The 17477-nt window shown below is 72.5% G+C and carries 12 protein-coding genes; 1 reads left to right on the top strand and 11 read right to left on the bottom strand.

The window, feature by feature from the left end:
- Positions 1-79: 79 nt before the first annotated feature.
- Positions 80-1162 carry a ubiquinol oxidase subunit II gene (gene cyoA, locus ACF3NH_RS19765; protein ID WP_198366696.1) on the bottom strand — a complete coding sequence of 361 codons (1083 nt, stop codon included), beginning with the start codon at positions 1160-1162 and terminating at the stop codon, positions 80-82.
- Between the two features lie 318 nt (positions 1163-1480).
- On the opposite strand from cyoA, the gene ACF3NH_RS19760 reads away from it, so the two are divergent.
- Positions 1481-2773, top strand: a complete 1293-nt coding sequence (locus tag ACF3NH_RS19760) for an MFS transporter (RefSeq protein WP_198366695.1) — start codon at positions 1481-1483, stop codon at positions 2771-2773.
- 23 nt (positions 2774-2796) lie between these two features.
- Here ACF3NH_RS19760 and ACF3NH_RS19755 read toward each other — a convergent pair whose 3' ends face one another.
- The 10 genes from ACF3NH_RS19755 to ACF3NH_RS19710 all read right to left on the bottom strand — a co-directional run bounded on the left by ACF3NH_RS19755 (position 2797) and on the right by ACF3NH_RS19710 (position 17471).
- Positions 2797-3642, bottom strand: a complete 846-nt coding sequence (locus ACF3NH_RS19755) for an alpha/beta hydrolase (RefSeq protein ID WP_422925322.1) — start codon at positions 3640-3642, stop codon at positions 2797-2799.
- Positions 3635-4396, bottom strand: coding sequence for a 2,3-dihydro-2,3-dihydroxybenzoate dehydrogenase (locus tag ACF3NH_RS19750; RefSeq protein ID WP_198366693.1), 762 nt, complete (start codon positions 4394-4396; stop codon positions 3635-3637). Before ACF3NH_RS19750 ends, ACF3NH_RS19755 begins: the two co-directional genes overlap by 8 nt.
- A gap of 4 nt (positions 4397-4400) precedes the next feature.
- The gene (locus ACF3NH_RS19745) at positions 4401-8378 is read right to left on the bottom strand and encodes an amino acid adenylation domain-containing protein (protein ID WP_422925320.1); all 3978 of its coding nucleotides are present in this window, start codon (positions 8376-8378) and stop codon (positions 4401-4403) included.
- The gene (locus tag ACF3NH_RS19740) at positions 8365-8643 is read right to left on the bottom strand and encodes a phosphopantetheine-binding protein (RefSeq protein ID WP_370591999.1); all 279 of its coding nucleotides are present in this window, start codon (positions 8641-8643) and stop codon (positions 8365-8367) included. Before ACF3NH_RS19740 ends, ACF3NH_RS19745 begins: the two co-directional genes overlap by 14 nt.
- Entirely contained in the window at positions 8640-9281 is a 642-nt protein-coding gene (locus ACF3NH_RS19735) for an isochorismatase family protein (protein ID WP_422925318.1), read from the bottom strand. Before ACF3NH_RS19735 ends, ACF3NH_RS19740 begins: the two co-directional genes overlap by 4 nt.
- A complete protein-coding gene (locus tag ACF3NH_RS19730) occupies positions 9278-10936 on the bottom strand; it encodes a (2,3-dihydroxybenzoyl)adenylate synthase (protein WP_422925316.1) in 1659 nt (552 codons plus the stop codon). The genes ACF3NH_RS19735 and ACF3NH_RS19730 overlap by 4 nt, the downstream gene beginning before the upstream one ends.
- Positions 10933-12138: an isochorismate synthase gene (locus ACF3NH_RS19725; protein ID WP_422925314.1), complete on the bottom strand. Its 1206-nt coding sequence runs from the start codon at positions 12136-12138 to the stop codon at positions 10933-10935. Before ACF3NH_RS19725 ends, ACF3NH_RS19730 begins: the two co-directional genes overlap by 4 nt.
- 25 nt (positions 12139-12163) lie before the next feature.
- Positions 12164-13234: a YncE family protein gene (locus ACF3NH_RS19720; RefSeq protein WP_422925312.1), complete on the bottom strand. Its 1071-nt coding sequence runs from the start codon at positions 13232-13234 to the stop codon at positions 12164-12166.
- 198 nt (positions 13235-13432) lie between these two features.
- Positions 13433-14317 (bottom strand): alpha/beta hydrolase, encoded by an 885-nt coding sequence (locus tag ACF3NH_RS19715; RefSeq protein WP_422925310.1) that lies wholly within the window; start codon positions 14315-14317, stop codon positions 13433-13435.
- Positions 14318-14375: 58 nt separating this feature from the next.
- Positions 14376-17471 carry an efflux RND transporter permease subunit gene (locus ACF3NH_RS19710; RefSeq protein ID WP_422925308.1) on the bottom strand — a complete coding sequence of 1032 codons (3096 nt, stop codon included), beginning with the start codon at positions 17469-17471 and terminating at the stop codon, positions 14376-14378.
- Positions 17472-17477: the final 6 nt, after the last annotated feature.

The following is a 17477-nucleotide window of genomic DNA, read 5'->3' as shown; positions in this document are numbered from 1 at the left end:
GCCATCCCTTGTCCGCCACGGCGGCCAAGGGGGGAGGGGAAGGCCCGCGCCATGGCGGCACGGGCGAGGGTCCGGGCGGTCAGTTCACCGCGGGCTTCGGCGGCTCCGCCCGGATCGAGGCCAGCTGCAGCGTCCCGAAGGGGTCGTCCGGATTGCACAGCGCCGGCACGTAGGGACGGCTCTGCCCCCGGCCCGGCGCCGCCGGCGCCTTGCCACGGGCGATGTTCAACGCCCCTCCGGCGATGCCGAGGCCGCCACGCGCGTCGATGGCCATCATGTCGCTCATGCACATCTTGTCCGGGTCGACGCAGCGGTTGACGACCAGCGAGAAGATCTCGGGATCGACCTCGCCGTAGCGGCGGACGGGCTCGCGCTCGCTCGGCTTCTCAAGCTCGAGGTAGGCCGAGCGGTCAAGTCGGGTGCCCTGTTCCGCCCGCGCCTGCTCGACCCAGCGGTCGAAGCCGTCCTGGCTCAGGCCGTGGAACTTGAAGCGCATCTGCGAGAAGCCGCCGCCGCTGTAGTTGGCGGAGAAGCCGTCATAGACGCCCTCGCGGTTGATCACGGCGTGCAGCTTGGTTTCCATGCCCGGCATCGAATAGATCATGCCGGCCATGGCGGGGATGGCGAAGGCGTTCATCACCGAGGCGGAAGTGATGCGGAAGGCGATCGGCGTATCGACCGGCGCGGCCAGCTCATTGACCGTGGCGATGCCCTGCTGCGGGTAGATGAACAGCCACTTCCAGTCCAGCGACACCACCTCGACCTCGAGGGTCCGGGTACCCTGCGGAATGGGCCGCTCGGCATCGAGGCGGTCCAGCGGCCGGTAGGGGTCGAGCAGATGGGTGCCGACCCAGGTCAGCGCGCCGAGGGCGACGATGATGACGAGCGGCGCCGCCCAGATCACCACTTCCAGCGTCGTGGAATGCGACCAGTTGGGCGCGTAGGTGGCCTTGGTGTTCGACTCCCGGTACCGCCAGGCGAAGAACAGCGTCAGCAGGATGACCGGGACGATGATCAGCAGCATCAGCACCGTCGAGGCGACGATCAGGTCGCGCTGCTGAACGGCGATGTCGCCCGATGGATTCATGACGACCAGGTTGCAGCCGGCGAGCAGAGCCGCCAGCGGCACCAGGACAAGGAGGCGCGAGATCTTGTGGCGCATGCACACCGCTCAGGAAACCATATTGATGTGCGCCCTCTTAGTGGCGAAGGATGGGGATGGGGATAGGACGTTTTGTCCTATCGGCAGGGCGGGAGGGGCTATGCTCTTTCTCATGGCAGCCTGTAACCGTTGCGCCTCAGTTGGCCGGGACACCGTCCGGACCGGCCGGCTGGGCAGGACCGGAAAACTGCGTCATCCTCGCCGCCGGCCGATGAAGGGCCAGGACGAGCCGGGCCGTATTGGGAGACTACATTGATTACCGACGTCAAATCGCATGACGCGCCCAACTCACGCGGCCTTGAACGGGACGCGCGGCGGATGCATGACGACGGCCACGCCGTCTCATCCGGGGAGATCGCCCTCGGTGTCGTCATCGGGCGCATGTCCGAGTTCTTCGACTTCTTCGTCTATGCGATCGGCTCGGCGCTGGTCTTCCCCTCGCTCTTCTTCCCGGACACCGACCCCTATACCGGCACGCTCTATTCCTTCGCCATCTTCTCCCTGGCCTTCATCGCGCGCCCGGTCGGCTCCTTCGTCTTCGCCATCGTGGACCAACGCTATGGCCGTGGCGTCAAGCTGACGATCGCCCTCTTCCTGCTCGGCGGCTCCACCGCCTCGATCGCCTTCCTGCCCTCCTATGCCTCGATCGGCGGCTGGTCGATCGCCCTGCTGGCGCTGTTCCGGCTCGGCCAGGGCTTCGCGCTGGGGGGGGCCTGGGACGGGCTGGCCTCGCTGCTGGCGCTGAACGCGCCGCCGCACCGGCGCGGCTGGTACGCCATGGTGCCGCAGCTCGGCGCGCCGCTCGGCTTCCTTCTGGCCGCCGCCCTCTTCGCCTTCCTCTTCTCCACCCTCTCCATGCATGACCTGCTGGAATGGGGCTGGCGCTATCCCTTCTTCGTCGCCTTCGCGGTGAACGTCGTCGCCCTCTTCGCCCGGCTGCGCCTGGTGGCCACCCGCGAGTTCTCGAACCTGATCGAGGAGCGCGAGCTGGAACCGATGCCGGTGCCGGAGCTGCTGCGGGAGCAGGGCCGCAACGTGCTGATCGGCGCCTTCGTGCCGCTGGTCTGCTTCGCCCTCTTCCATCTGGTCACGGTCTTCCCGATCGCCTGGATCAACCTGAACTCCGATCATTCCCCGGCCGAGTTCCTCTCGGTCCAGATGATCGGCGCGGCCTGCTCCCTGCTGACCATCCCCCTCTCGGGCCTGATCGCCGACCGGATCGGCCGCCGCCGCCTGCTCGGCATCGGCGCGGTGCTGATCGCGCTGTTCAGCTTCAGCGTGCCCTTCCTGCTCGGCGCCGGGCTCAGCGGCAGCACCGCCTTCGTCATCATCGGCTTCTCGCTGCTCGGCCTGTCCTTCGGGCAGACCAGCGGCGCGCTGGCCTCGAACTTCTTCGCCCGCACCCGCTATACCGGCGCCGCCGTCACCTCCGACATCGCTTGGCTGATCGGCGCGGGCTTCGCGCCGCTGGTGGCGCTGGCCCTCTCCAACACCTTCGGCCTGGGCGCGGTGACGGTCTACCTGCTCTCCGGCGCGGCCTGCACCCTGCTGGCGCTGACCGCCAACCGCCAGCTCGACTACAGCCGCCAGCGGGACGGCCAACGGAACTGAAGGCGGCCGGGCGGCAGCCGGGTTCAGCCGGCGCCGCCAAGGGCTTCCGGTGCCAGCAGGGCGCGGAGGGCGTGGCTGATCCCGATCGGCAGCATGGAGGCGTGGTTCTCTCCCGGCAGGACCTCGAAGCCGGTCCGGGAGGCCGGAAGCGCCCGGCGGATGGCCGCGGCCATCTCCCGCGCGCCCTCCACCATGCCACGTCTCGTCCGGCGGGCGGCGATGCCGGCGCTGTCGGGACCGTGCTCCTCCCAGGGGGCCAGGCGCTGTTCCCATTCGCCGACGCCGATATAGACCGGCGGCGACTGCGCCGGGGCGGCCGCCGCCAGGCCGCGCAGCAGCCGCTCCCGGTCCCACCAGACCGAGGGGCTGATGGCGCCATAGCCCTGGAAGAGGGCGCTGTCCCAGGCCAGCAGATCGAGCGCCAGATAGCCCGCCAGGGAGTGGCCGATCACGGCCTGGCGCCCTGGATCGGCGGGCGCGTGGGCGGCGAGAAGAGGTTTCGCCACGTCCCGCAGGAAGTCCCGGAAGGCGTCCCGGCCGCCATGCGGCCCGGGATGCGGCTCGCCGGCCGGCGCGGCGGCGGTATAGTCCAGGCTGCGCCGCCGGCGGTCGAACAGCCCCTCGCCGGGATAGGCGATGCCGACCAGGATGGCGGGGGCGATCCGCGTGGTCTTCTGGCGCAGCATGCCATGGCGCAGGATTTCCAGCGCCATGCCGAAGCAGGCATTGGCATCCAGCAGCCAGACCACGGGAAAGCCGCCCGGCGGAGGCGGGCCCTCGGGGATGGCGGTCAGCAGGCGATACGCGCCGGAGGCGCCCTGCGCCGGCAGAATGGCGGTGCCGGGCAGGGTGACCAGGCCGTCAGCCACGGAGCGTCGCGCCGCCATCGACATACAGGTCGGCCATGGTGATATGGCCGGCGCGGTCGGACAGCAGGAAGACGGCGGCCTCCGCCACATCCTCGGGCGTGGCCAGCTTGCCCAGCGGAATGCCGGTCTTGTGGATCTCGGGCGCCCCGGCGATCACCCGGCTGGCCCCCTCGCCATCGGCCCACATCCCGGTCTGCATCGGCGTCAGGGTGGAGCCGGGGGCCAGGATGTTGCAGCGGATGCCATGCGGAGCCAGTTCCAGCCCGAGGCAGCGGGTGAACATGGTCGCCGCCGCCTTGGAGGCGGCATAGGCCGCCATGCCGTGGCGCGGCACCCCCGCCGCGTTCGAGCTGACCGTGACGATACTGCCATGCCGACGCGGCGTCATGCGCCGCGCCAGCGCCCGGCCGACATGGAACACGCCCTGGGCGTTGACGGCGAAGACACGGGCCCATTCGGCATCGCTGGTCTCCGCCACCAGGCCGGTGGCCAGCACGCCGGCGACATTGGCGCCGAGGCTGATCGGCCCGAGCCCGGCCTCGATCCGCGCCACCAGCGCCTCGACATCCGCGGCCCGGGTGACATCGAGCGCCTCGCGGTGGACGCCGTCCAGCACCGGGATGCCGTCGGTGCCGAGATCGGTCGCGACGACCGTGACCCCCTCGGACCGCAGCATCCGCACCAGGGCGGCGCCGATACCGCCCGCCGCGCCGGTCACAAGGGCGATCCGCCCGGAAAGTCCGCTGGGCCGCATCGCCTCAATCCCTCCTGTCCCTCGCCCCGCTTTCCGCCGGTGCTTCGCGCCGGGTCATGGCGGCGGCGAGCAGGGGGGCGATGCGCGAGGTTGCCGCCGCGCCGGGCAACTCGGCATGCAGGGCGGGAATGTCGATCACCTCCAAGTGCCCGACATAGGGCGCCCAGAACTCGGGCCGGATGTCGCGTCCGGCATGGTCGAGCGCGGCGCGGACATGCAGGACCGGCCCGTCGTAGCGGGCGTGGTGATGCGCCCGCACCAGCCGGTTGTTGCCTTCCACCACGCGCACCACGCCGTCGAGGACCGAGCCGGGAAGCTGGCCGAGCGGGCTGCCGCCCCGGCGAAGGAAGGCCACCACGGCGGCGCGGTCGCGCAGCTCGGGATGCGCCTCCGGGTCGTGCCCGGCGATGGCCAGCAGGGCCCGCAGCGCGGCGGCCTCGTCCGGCTCCGGCTCGGCGCGCCAGCAGTCGCTCGGATAGGCGTCGAGCAGGGCCAGCAGGCCGACCCTGTGCCCCAGGGCCTGCAGCCGCGCCGCCATGGCCTGGGCGATGATGCCGCCGACCGACCAGCCCAGCAGGTGGACCGGCCCCTCTCCGGCCGCCGGCAGGATGGTCTCGACATAGCGGGCGGCCAGGGCCTCCAGGCTGTCGGGCGGCGCGGCGCCTTCCAGCTGGGGCGCCTGCAGCCCGTAGACGTCGCGTCCGGGGCTGAGCGCGCGGGCCAGGGTGGCGTAGCACCAGGCGATGCCGCCGGCCGGATGGATGGTGAAGAGCGGCGGCCGGGTCTCGTCCTGGCCGTGCTGCCGCCGCAGCCGGATCAGGGCGCCGAGGCCGTGATCGGCCTCGCCGGTGCCCTCCATCAGCGGCGCCAGCCGGGCGACGGTCGGGTTCTCGAAGATGGCGCCGAGGCCCGGGTCGCGGCCGAAGCTCTCGCGCAGGCGCCGTGCCAGCGTCACCGCCAGCAGCGAATGCCCGCCCAGCTCGAAGAAATCCTCCTCCGCGCCGACCCGCGGCAGTCCCAGCACCTCGGCGAAGAGGCCGGCGAGCCGCATTTCCGTCGCGGTCTGCGGCGCGCGGCCGGCGGTGCCGCCGAACTCCGGCTGCGGCAGGGCCGCGCGGTCCAGCTTGCCGCTGGAATTCACCGGCAGGGCGTCGAGCGCCACGAAGGCGGCCGGCACCATGTAGTCCGGCACGCGGGCCGCGACATGGGCGCGCAGTGCCGCCGGGTCGTAGGCCGGCCCCGGTACCAGATAGGCCACGAGCCGCTTCTCGCCGCTGCCGTCCTGGCGCGCGATGACGCGGACCTGCGCGACCATGGGGGAGGCGGACAGGGCGGCCTCGATCTCCCCCGGCTCGATCCGCAGGCCGCGCAGCTTCAGCTGCTGGTCGGAGCGGCCGAGGAAGACGATGGCGCCATCCCGCCGCAGCCGCGCCAGATCCCCGGTGCGGTACATGCGCTGGCCGGGATGGAAGGGGTCGGGGATGAAGGCCTGCGCGGTCAGCGCCGGCTGGCCGAGATACCCCTCCGCCAGTTGCACGCCGGCGATGAAGAGATGACCCGTGACGCCCGGCGGCACCGGCCGCAGCCGCTCGTCCAGCACGTAGAGGCGGGTGTTCCAGACGGGAAAGCCGATCGGCACCGGACTGGAGCGGTCCTCCGGCCCCGCGTTCCAGTGGCTGACATCGACGGCCGCCTCGGTCGGGCCATAGAGGTTGTGGAGGTCGGCGCGCAGGGTGGCGTGGAAGCGGTCGCGCAGGGCCGCCGTCAGCTCCTCGCCGCTGCAGAAGACGCGCGCCAGGGACAGCCCGCGCGAGGCGGGCTCGGCCAGGAAGGCCGCCAGCATGGACGGCACGAAATGCGCCGTGGTGATGCCCTCGGACCGGATCAGCGCCGCCATCGCCGCCGGGTCGCGATGCGCCCCGGGGGGCGCCATCACCAGGGTGGCGCCGCTGAGCAGCGGCAGGAAGAACTCCCAGACCGAGACGTCGAAGGTGGCCGGCGTCTTCTGCAGGATGCGGTCGGCGGCGCCGATGCCGTACTGCGCCCGCATCCATTCCAGGCGGTTGACGATGGCGCGGTGGCCGATCACCGCGCCCTTCGGCTCGCCGGTGGAGCCGGAGGTGAAGATGGCATAGGCCGCGTCCTGCGGCGCCGGGCCGGGCGGCAGGGGGCGGGTGGGGAAACGCGGCCAGTCCTCCGGCGGCACCAGCGGCATGTGGCCGGCGAGATGCGGCGCGGCGGCCGGCGCCAGCGCCAGGGCCGGCCGGGCCGAGGCCAGCACCCGCGCCACCCGCTCCGGCGGGTGCCCGGCGTCGAGCGGCAGATAGGCGGCACCGGCGCGCAGGACCGCCACCAGCGCGATCATCAGCTCCAGGGAGCGGTCCAGCATCACCGCCACCAGGTCGCCTCGCCCGATGCCCCGGCGGCGCAGCGCCTCGGCGAGGCCGGCCGAGCGTTCCTGGAGCGCGGCATAGCTCAGCCGCCGGCCGCCCGGCTCGAGGACCGCCACGGCTTCCGGACTGTCCGCCATGCGGCGCTCGATGAGGGCCGCGAGCGTGGTTTCCGGCAGCGGGTGCGCCGTGGCGTTCAGGCCGTGCACCAGCCATTCCGCCTCCCCGGGCGTGACGGTCGGCACCTCGGCCAGGAAGGGGGCGGCCAGGGAGGGGGCGGCCAGGGCGGCGCCGAGGAAGTGCCGCAGCCGCGCGGCATGACCGGCGAGATCGGCCGCCTCGTAGAGCGTCGGGTTGGCCTCGATCTCCAGCCGCAGCCCCGCCGCCCCGCCGCGGATGTTGAAGGTGATGTCCTCCACCGGCCCGGTGCCGAGGATGTGCAACTCGGCGGCGAGGCCGGGCAGCACCAGTCTTTCCTCGAAGGGAAGCAGGTTGATGATGGGGCCGTGCAGCCGCCGGCCGCCGCCCAGCCGGCCGAGATCGCGCCGGATCTGCTCGCCGCGGTAGCGGCCGTGGCGCCGCAGCCGCGTGAGCTGGCGCGCCACTTCCGCCAGGACGGTGCCGAACGGCGCCGTCTCGTCCAGCCGCAGGCGCAGGGGCAGGACGTTCATCAGCATGGCCGGGACGCGCGCCGCGCGGCTGCCCAGCCGGGCCATGAAGGCGATGCCGACGACGCTCTCCTCCGCCCCGGCATGGCGCTGGCAATAGGCGCCGATCAGCGCCGCCAGCACGTCCGGCCAGGGGACATCGGCCTCCGCCGCCACCTGCTGCAGGCGGGCTTCGACCTCCTGCCCGATCGGCATCGCATGGCGATGGACGAAGTGGGCCGAGGCGCCGGCCTGCGCGGCGGGCGGCAGGGGCGAGAGGCTGACCACCTCGCCGAGCCCCCGCAGGGCGTCACGCCAATAGGCCGCGTCCTGCGCCCGACGGGGCGAGGCGCGATAGGCGGCGTCCTCCTCCAGCGCCAGGGCGAAGCCGGGCAGCGGAGGATCGGCGCCCGCCTCCACGCCCGCCGGTCCCTGACGCGACGCCTCGGCGTAGAGCCGGGCCACGCGGCGGGCCAGCAGCGCCGCGCCGAAGGCGTCCACCGCCAGGTGATGCACGCGCTGGTACCAGAAGAAGCGCTGCGGTCCCAGGCGGTAGAGCCGCATCGCCGCCAGGCGCTCGCCGCCGGCGGCCGCCATGTCACGCGCCATGGCGGCACGGGCGGCCGCCTCGGGGTCGGGCAGGGTGGTGAGGTCGATGACCTCGAGCCAGGGCCGCAGGCTCTCGTCCAGGCTCTGCACCGGGCCCTCGGCCTCCTCGCCGATGCGCAGCGCCAGGGCGTCGGCCTCGGCCACGGTGGTATCCACCGCCCGCCGGAAGGCGGCGACATCCAGCGGCCCGCGGATGTCATGGTAGTGGCCGGTGTTGAAGATCGGGTTGGCGGGGTCCAGCCGCTGCGCGTACCAGAGGCCGGCCTGGGCCTCGGTCAGCGGCGCCGCGACGGGTCCGGCGGCCGGTGCGATCCCGCGCTGGTCAGCCGCATCCATGCTGCACGTTCCGCTGAACGTCCCGCTGGGCGACGCGGCGCTGCACGATGGCCCACCAGGCGTCGAGCGTCAGCGTCTCGGCGAACTCGCTGAAGTCGAGGTCGAGGCCGCCCTCGTTCCAGCGCGTCAGCAGGTTCATCGCCCGCATGGAATCCAGGCCGAGGTCGAGCAGGTTGTCGTCGCCGGCGATGGCCTCCGGCTCCTCGTGCAGCAGACGGGCGATATCGGCGCGCATCGCCTCGCGCGTCAGGGGCGGCGCGCTCACAGCGCGGCCACCAGCTGGTCGGTGCTGCGCGGCACGCCGCAGACTCCGGCGATGTAGGACAGGGCCATGTCGTGCTTGTCTCGCGAGAAATCAGCCACCGCGTCGGCGGCGAAGAAAGGTTCGATGTCGCGCATGAAGGCCTCGGCAGCGGTCAGCAGGCAGCCGATATGGGCGTAGATCCCGCAGATGACCAGCTGGTCGCGGCCCCGCGCGCGCATCAGCGTCTCGAGGTTGCTGCGCTGGAAGGCGCTGTAGCGGTGCTTCACCAGAACGAAGTCGCCCGGCTGCGGCGCCAGGGCGGGCAGGATCGGCTGATGCTCCGGCGCGCCGCTCATGCCCGGCCCCCAGAGATCGGCCTGCAGGCCGCGGTCGCGCCGGTCCTGGTCGCCCTGCTGCGCGGTGTAGAAGATCGGGATGCCCGCGGCGCGGCAGGCCCCGGCGAGGCGCGCGATGTTGCGGATCACCGTCGCGATCGGATCGGCCTCCCGGGCGTAGGGGCGCAGGAAGTAGTGCTGCATGTCGTGCACCAGCAGCGCCGCGCGGTCGCGTTGCAGCGACCAGGAGGCGCGGGCGGCGGGAATCTCCGCGGCATCAGGCAGGGGATAGGGCGCGATCTGCGGCAGCCCGGGCTGGCTCATGCCGCGCCGCCCGCCTGCAGGAACTCGGCGCGCAGCCGGGCGCGCAGCTCCTTGCGGCTGATCTTCAGCGCCGCCGTGGTGGCGAAGCGCTCGACGAAGACGATCTGGTCCGGCACCTTGAAGTCGGCGATGCCGCGCTGCCGCATCCAGGCCTTCAGCGCCGCCGGCCGCGGCGGCGCCGCGCCCTGCGCGATCACGAAGGCGCAGCTCCGTTCGCCCAGGAAGTCGTCCGGGATGGAGACGATGGCGACATCGAAGACATCCGGATGCGCCAGCAGGTGATCCTCGATCTCCTCGGCGGAGATCTTCTCGCCGGCGCGGTTGATGTGATCGCCCGCGCGGCCCTGCACGACGAGATAGCCGCCCGGCAGCCGCTTCACGATGTCACCCGTGCGGTAGTAGCCATCCGCCGTGAAGGAGCGGGCATTGGCCGCGTCGTCATTGTGGTAGGCGCGAATGGTATAGGGTCCGCGCGCCAGCAGATGCCCGGCCTCGCCCTCCGCGACGGGGTTGCCGAGGTCATCGACGACCAGCACCTCGTCATCCGGGCTGATCGGCCGGCCCTGGGTGTTGACGATGATCTCCTCGGGGTCGTCCAGCCGGGTGTAGTTCACCAGCCCCTCCGCCATGCCGAAGACCTGCTGCAGGGTGCAGCCCAGCACCGGGCGAACGCGCTTCGCGCCCTCGGGCGTGAACTTGGCGCCGCCGACCAGCAATACCTGCAGGCTGGAGAGGTCGTGCCGCCGCGCCGGCGCCGCCTGCAGCCAGAGCAGGGCGAGCGGCGGCACCAGCCCGGTGATGGTGACGCGCTCGCGCTCGATCAGCGGGAAGGCGGTGCCAGGGTCGGGGGAGGGGCTGAGCACCACGCGCGCGCCCGCATGGAGCGCGCCCATGTGGCCGGGCGAGCTCATCGGGAAGTTGTGCGCCGCCGGCAGGGCCACGAGGAAGACGCTGTCGGCCGTGACGCCGCAGATCTCGTTGCTGGCGCGGAAGCTGTAGATATAGTCGTCATGCGTGCGCGGGATCAGTTTCGACAGGCCGGTGCTGCCGCCGGAGATCTGCAGGAAGGCGACGGATTGCGGGTCGGGGTCGGGCGGCAGGCCCTCGGGCGCGGCGACGCAATCCTCCAGCGCGGTGAATTCCCCCGGCTCGCCGACCACGACGACGTGCCGGACCGCCGGCACATCCGCCTGGAGGGCGCGGGCGAGGTCGCGGTAGTCGAAGCCGTCCTGACGGTCGGCGACGACATAGGCGCTGGCCTCGGCGCGGCGGGCGAAATGAGCGATCTCGGTGATGCGGTGCGCCGGCAGGGCATAGACCGGCACGAGGCCGGCGCGGAACAGGCCGAAGACCACCGAGAAGAACTCGGCGATATTGCCCAGCTGCACCACCACCCGCTCTCCGGGCCGCAGGCCGCGGGCCAGAAAGCCCGCCGCATGCGCCTCGGCGCGCCGCCACAGCTCGGCATAGCTCCAGCGCCGCTCGCGGTCGACGATGGCGATGGCCTCCGGCCGCTCCGCGGCGCGCTGCCGCAGGAAGCCCGGGAAGGTCTCGCCGCGCCAGTAGCCGGCGGCGCGGTAGCGTTCGGCGAATTCAGCGGGCCAGTCCTGGCGCAGAGGGCGCAGTCCGGTGGGGGGCGGGCCGGGCGGATTCACGGTGGGCACTCCCTGGCGGCATCGCCAGCGCCCAGCGCATCGAGCAGGGCGCCGAACTTGGCGGCGGTCTCGTCAGCCTCGCCCTCCGGGCTGGAGCCGGGGACGATGCCGGCCCCGGCATAGAGCCGCGCGGTGTCGCCGGCAATCTCGGCGCAGCGGATGGTGACGAACCAGTCGCCATCGCCCGAGGCGTCGCACCAGCCGACCGCGCCGGCATAGAAGCCGCGATCCTCCGGCTCGATCTCGCGGATCAGCGCCGCGGCGCGGGCGCGCGGCTGGCCGCAGACGGCGGGTGTCGGGTGCAGCGCCGCCGCCAGGGTGGCCGAGAGCACGGCCTGGTCCCTGAGCTCCCCCTCGATCCGGGTCCCGAGGTGCCACAGGGTGCGGGTGCGGCTCAGCGTGATGCCGTCCGGCGCGGCGAGGCGGCGGCACCAGGGGGACAGGGTGTCCAGGATGTAGTCGGACACGATGCGATGCTCGCGGCGGTCCTTCTCGGAGCGCAGCAGGGCTTCCCCGGCGGCGCGGTCGGCCGCCGCATCCGCGTGGCGCCGCGCGGAGCCGGCCAGGGGATGCGAGAGGATGGCGCCGCCCCGCTTGCGCAGCAGCAGTTCCGGGGTGGCGCCCATCAGCCAGCGCGGCGCGCCGCCGGGCCCCGCGGGCAGGGGCAGGCGGAAGCCGGTCACGGCGGGGTCGGCGGCCAGCCGGTCCAGCAGCGCCACGGTATCGATCGGGCCCTCGGAGCGGGCCAGCAGCCCGCGGGAGAGCACGATCTTGGTCAGCGCCCCCTCGGCCAGCATCCCGGGCCGCTCCATCTCGGCCGCCATCCGGGCCAGCGCCTGGCGCACCGCATCCGCATAGGCGGCGGCCGAGGGCCGCGGCACCAGGCGCCAGGCTCCGCCGGATGCGGCGGGAGCGGGGGTGGCGAGACCGGCCACGCGCCCGCCACGCTCCAGCCGGTCGGGTTGCAGCAGGTGGTCCGGTGCCGCGCGGTCGAAGGGCAGGGCGCCGGCCACCACCGCCGGGCCGTCCGGCGCGGCGGCGAAGAACCGCGCCACCCGCTCGCCCAGGCTGTCGGCGCCCCCGGGCGGCAGACGGCGCCGGCAACCCCAGCCGAGCAGGCTGCTCTCGCCCGAGAGGAAGGCCAGGGGAGGCGGCTCGGGCGCCGGGACAGGGCCGGCGGTCCGCCCGTCCGCCTCCGGCATGGAGAAGCCTCCCATCATCATCACCTCAGAGGCGGATCAGGCTGACGGTGTCGCCCTGCGGGTCCTCGACCGGCGGCTGGCCGCGCGGCGCCGAGCGCGCCTTGTTGGTCACCCAGGCCCGGCCGCCCGCCGGATCGACGGCGATGGTCTGCGGATGCGTCCCCGTCACCAGGCTGTCGCGCACCGTCAGCGAGGCGGCATCGACCAGGCTCACCGTGCCGGCCTGGCGGTTGGCGACCAGGACCAGGCCCCGGGGCGGGTTCAGCGCCAGGCTGAGGGCGCCCGCGCCGGTCTCGATGCTCTTCACCAGCGCGCCGCTGCCGGCGTCCAGCACCGTCAGCGTGCCGCTCTTCTGATTGGTGACGAAGAGACGCCGGCCGGCGGGGTCGTAGGCGACGTTGACCGCGCCCTCGCCGCCGGAGGCGAAGCGGCGCTTCACCGCGCGGCTGCCCAGATCGATCTCGACGATCTCGTTGCTCTGCAGCGCCGTCGCGAAGAGGCGGTTGCCGGCGCGGTCCAGCGCCAGGCCGGTGATGCCGCCGTCCAGGCCATCCTGCAGCACATGCGCGATCTTCTGCGTGGCGCCGTCGATCACCCAGACCTGGCTCGGCGCCCCGCGCGCCCCGAAGACCGAGACATAGACGACATCCTTCTCGTCATCCACGACCACCTGGCGGACATGCGCCTTCTCGCCCTCGGCCAGCTTGCCGAGCAGCTTGCTGCTTTGCGTGTCGATCACCGAGACGCTGCCGCTGCGCGTGTTGGTGGTGTAGAGCCGGTGCCGGCGGTCGTTCAGCCCGAGGCCGAAAGCCGGCTCGTCGCCCAGCTCGAGGAAGCTCTTCGCCTCCAGCGTGCCCGGATCGACGGCGAAGAGACGCGCGTCATCGGCGCCGCGCACGCCGGCGGCGGCGACATAGAGGCGGTTCTGTGACGCGCTGAAGACGATCTCGTAGAGGCCGGCGGCGAACCTGGCGTTCTGCTCGACAGCCGCCTGGCCCTGTGCCTGGGCCCGCGCGGCCGTCAGGCGCGTGGCGCAGAAGGCACCGGCGAAGAGGGCGAGGGCGTGTCGGCGCGAGAGGCGCGGCGAATGGGTCACGAAAGCGAAGCTCCTGGTTGTGGGGCCTGAGGCACAGGCCCGCTTCACGCGGGAAGGAGTGCTCAAGCGTGTCCGCGAAGGCCGCACCGCTTCCCCGAGAGATCGGATGAGGGGCAGCGCGCCGCGGGAACGCGCTTCAGAGCATGCAAATGACAATCGTTCTTAATAATGCCCAGGCTAGTCCTTTCGCCCCGCAAGTCAAGGCGCCGGCCGGCGCGGAACGCCTGTGGCGGGAAAGCAGAAATCGATGGCGCGGTTGGCCGCGGCCGCGCGCACGCTGCCATGCCCCTCACCCGGGAAAGCCTGAACCGACAACGTCTCCAGATGCGCGGGATGATCCCGCAACAGGGCAGCGAGCCCTTCCACGCCCTCGCCCATGCCGAGCCGCGTGGTGTCGCCGCGCCGCCGCTCCTCGCTGCCATAGGTCAGCAGCAGGCGGGGCGGCACGGGCGGCGGAGGTGCGCGCAGATAGGCCTCCGCCTCGTGCTCGATGGCGCGGTCCTTCCACCAGACCGAAGGGCTGGCGGCCAGGACGGTGCGGAACAGCGCGGGCCGCGTGAACAGCGCGTGCAGGGCGAAGAGGCCGCCATAGGAATGGCCGAACAGGCCGCGCCGCGCGGCATCGAGCGGCAGCCGCACGGCGAGGGCGGCCTCCAGCTCCGTGGCGATGAAGTCCAGCAGGGCCGCCGCGTTCTGCGGGCCTCCGGGCAGGAACTCCCGGTCCCGACGGCGCCGGTCGGCCTCGTCCTCGGGAAAATCGATGGCGGCGACGATGCCCTGGGCCGCCGCCGGCCGCCAGCGCATGCTCGCTGTCAGCACGTCGAAGAAGGCCGCGCCGTCCAGGGCGTAGAGGACGGGGAAGCCGGCGGCGGGCGGCGGCCCCTCGGGCCAGGAGAGCAGGATGCGGTAGTCGCGCCCGGCCCGGCTGGACACGGCCCATTCCTCGGCGCGCGGAGGCGCATAGGGGCGCGGCGGCGAGGCCGGCCCGGCGAGCGCCGCGCGCTGTGCCAGGGCAAGCCCTGCCGCACCGGACAGCAGGGCGCGGCGGGACGGCAGGAGAGGGGAGCGGCGGATCGGGATCATGCGCGCGCCTATCGCCCGATCCGGCCTAGGTGGCATCTCACCTTCACGGGAGGCCGGTTCATTCGCCCGCCGCCGGTTGCGGCGCCATCACCGGGCGGCGGCGCCAGCGGTCGAGCGCCAGGAAGATCACCGGGGTGGTGTAGAGCGTCAGCAGCTGCGAGACGATCAGGCCGCCGATGATGGTCACGCCGAGCGGCTGGCGCATCTCGGCGCCGGTGCCGATGCCGATGGCCAGCGGCACGGCGCCCAGCAGCGCCGCCAGGGTGGTCATCAGGATCGGCCGGAAGCGATCCTGGCAGGCGGCGAGGATCGCGGCCTCGCTGCCGCGGCCTTCCTCCCGTTCGTGCTCCAGGGCGAAATCGACCAGCATGATGGCGTTCTTCTTGACGATGCCCATCAGCAGGATGACGCCGATCAGCGCCATGACCGAGAAGGGCAGGCCGGTCAGCAACAGGGCCAGCAGCGCGCCAAGCCCGGCCGTGGGCAGGGTGGAGATGATGGTCAGCGGATGGATGTAGCTCTCGTAGAGCACGCCGAGCACGATGTAGATGGCCAGGATGGCGCCCAGGATCAGCAGCGGCTGGGAGCGCGTGAAGTCCTGGAAGGCCGCGGCATTGCCGCCGTACTGCGAGCGGATCGAGCCGGGCAGCAGCGCCTCCCGTTCGGCCTGCTGCACCAGCGCCGTCGCGTCGCTGAGCGCCAGGCCGGGGCCGAGGTTGAAGCTGATCGTGGTCGCCGGGAACTGGCCGCGATGCGTGACCCGGAGCGGCGCCACATCGCGCTCCACGCGGGCCACGGCGCCGAGCGGCACCTGCGCGCCGTCCGTGCCGGGGAGGAAGATGCGCTGCAGCTGGGTGGCGTCCCGCTGCAGCCCCGGATCGATCTCCAGCACGACCTTGTACTGGTTGCGCGCACCGTAGATGGTGGAGACCTGCCGCTGCGAGAAGGCGTTGTTGAGCGCCGCGCTGATATCGGTGATGGAGACGCCGAGCCGCGCCGCCGCATCGCGGTCGATCACCAGGCGGTTCACCAGGCCGGACCGCTCCTGATCGCTGGAGACATCGTTGATCCCGGGGACGGTGCGCAGCTTCTCGACCATGACATTGGTCCAGCGCCGCAGCTCCTCGAGGTCAGCCCCGAGCAGGACATAGGAATAGGCGGCATTGCCCGGCCGGCCGCCGACGAAGAGATCCTGCTGCGAGCGCAGGAAGACGTTCACCCCCGGGATCCGGGAGAGCGGCGCGCGCAGCCGGTCGATGACCTGGGTGGCCGAGGCGTCGCGGTCCTCGCGCGGCTTCAGGGAGATGTAGAGCTGGCCGGAGTTGGTGCCGGCGTTGAAGCTGCTGCCGCCGACGGAGGCGCCGACCGTCGCCACGGCCGGATCGCGCAGGATGATCCGCGTCACCTCCTGCTGCAGCGCCGTCATGGCGGCATAGGAGGTGTCCGGCGCCGCCTGGGCGGTGCCCGCCAGCAATCCCGTGTCCTGCTCGGGGAAGAAGCCCTTGGGTACCACCACGTAGAGCCAGACCGTCAGGACCACCAGGCCCAGGCTCAGGAGCAACATGCTGCGCCGCCAGCGCAGTGCCACGGCGAGCGAGCGCAGGTAGCCGCGCACCACGCCCGCCAGCAGCCGCTCGAAGCCGCGTGAGAGCCGGCCGGGCGGCCGCTGGTGACCGGGCCGCTCCAGGAAGGCCGCGATCACCGGCGTCAGGGTCAGGGCGAGGACGGCGGAGATGCCGACGGCGATCGCCAGCGTGGCCGAGAACTCGCGGAACAGCCGCCCGACGATGCCGTCCATGGCCAGCAGGGGGATGAAGACGGCGACCAGCGAGAGGGTGATCGAGACGATGGTGAAGCCGATCTGCCGCGCCCCCTCGAGCGCCGCCTGCATCGGCGGCAGGCCGCGCTCGCGCAGCCGGGCCATGTTCTCGATCATGACGATGGCGTCGTCCACCACGAAGCCCACCGACACGATCAGCGCCATCAGCGAGAAGTTGTTGAGCGAGTAGCCCATCAGCCAGATGATGAAGAGCGTGCCGAGCAAGGAGAGCGGCACCGTGGCGCTGGCCGCCAGAACGGGTCCCGTCCGGCGCAGGAAAAGGGCGACGACGGCGATCACCAGCGCCACGGTGAGCAGCAGCGTCAGCTCGACCTCCTCCACGCTGGCACGGATGGTGCCGGAACGGTCGCTCATGATCTCGACGTCGATGCCGCCGGGCACCCAGCTCCGCAGCCGCGGCAGCTGGTCGAGGATGCCGTCCACCACCTCCAGCACATTGGCATCCGCCTGCTTGAAGACCATCATCAGGATGGCCGGCCGCTCGTTGAACCAGGCGGCCTGGCGGCGCGAGCGCGTGGCGTCCGTCACCGAGGCGATCTGCGACAGGCGCAGGATGCCGCCGTCCGCGGTCTTGACCACCACCGTCGCGTATTCCGCGGCACGGCTCATGCGGTCGTTGGCGGCGAGGCTCATCGACTGCGCCGGCCCCTCGATATGGCCGAGCGGCTGGGTGACATTGGCCTCGTTGATGGCGGTGCGGATCTCCTCGAAGGAGACGCCGGCGGCGGCGGCGGCGGCTGGATCGACCGCGACGCGCACCGCCGGCTGGTCGGCGCCCCCCACCTGCACCTGCGCCACGCCCTTCACCTGCGACAGCCGCGTGGCGACGATGCTGTCGGCCACGTCGTAGAGCGCGGTGGGCCGCAGCGTGTCGGAGGTCATGGCCAGGATCAGCACCGGCGCGTCGGCCGGGTTCACCTTGCGCACCTGCGGCGGATTGGGCAGGCCGGAGGGCAGGTCCTGGCGCGCGGCGTTGACCGCCGCCTGCACGTCCCGCGCCGCATCGGCCTGCCGGCGCGAGAGATCGAACTGGATGATGATGTTGCCGCTGCCGCTGCTGGCGTTGGAGGTCATCTCGGTGATGCCGGCGATCTCGCCGATGCGCCGCTCCAGCGGCGCGATCACCGTGGCCGCCAGCGTCTCCGGATTGGCGCCGGGCTGGCTGACGCTGACGAAGATGGTCGGGATATCGACGCGCGGCATGGCCGAGACCGGCAGCTCCCGCAGCGCCACCAGCCCGGCCAGCGCCAGGCCGAGCGCCAGCAGCAGGGTGGCGATCGGCCGGCGCAGGAAGGGCCCCGAGATGGAGAACACCGCCCC

Origin of the sequence: Pseudoroseomonas sp. WGS1072, assembly GCF_049340465.1 — a bacterium.
GTDB lineage: Bacteria > Pseudomonadota > Alphaproteobacteria > Acetobacterales > Acetobacteraceae > Pseudoroseomonas.
Note: the sequence above shows the minus strand (reverse complement) of the source record. Positions and strands in the feature narration are given on the sequence as shown.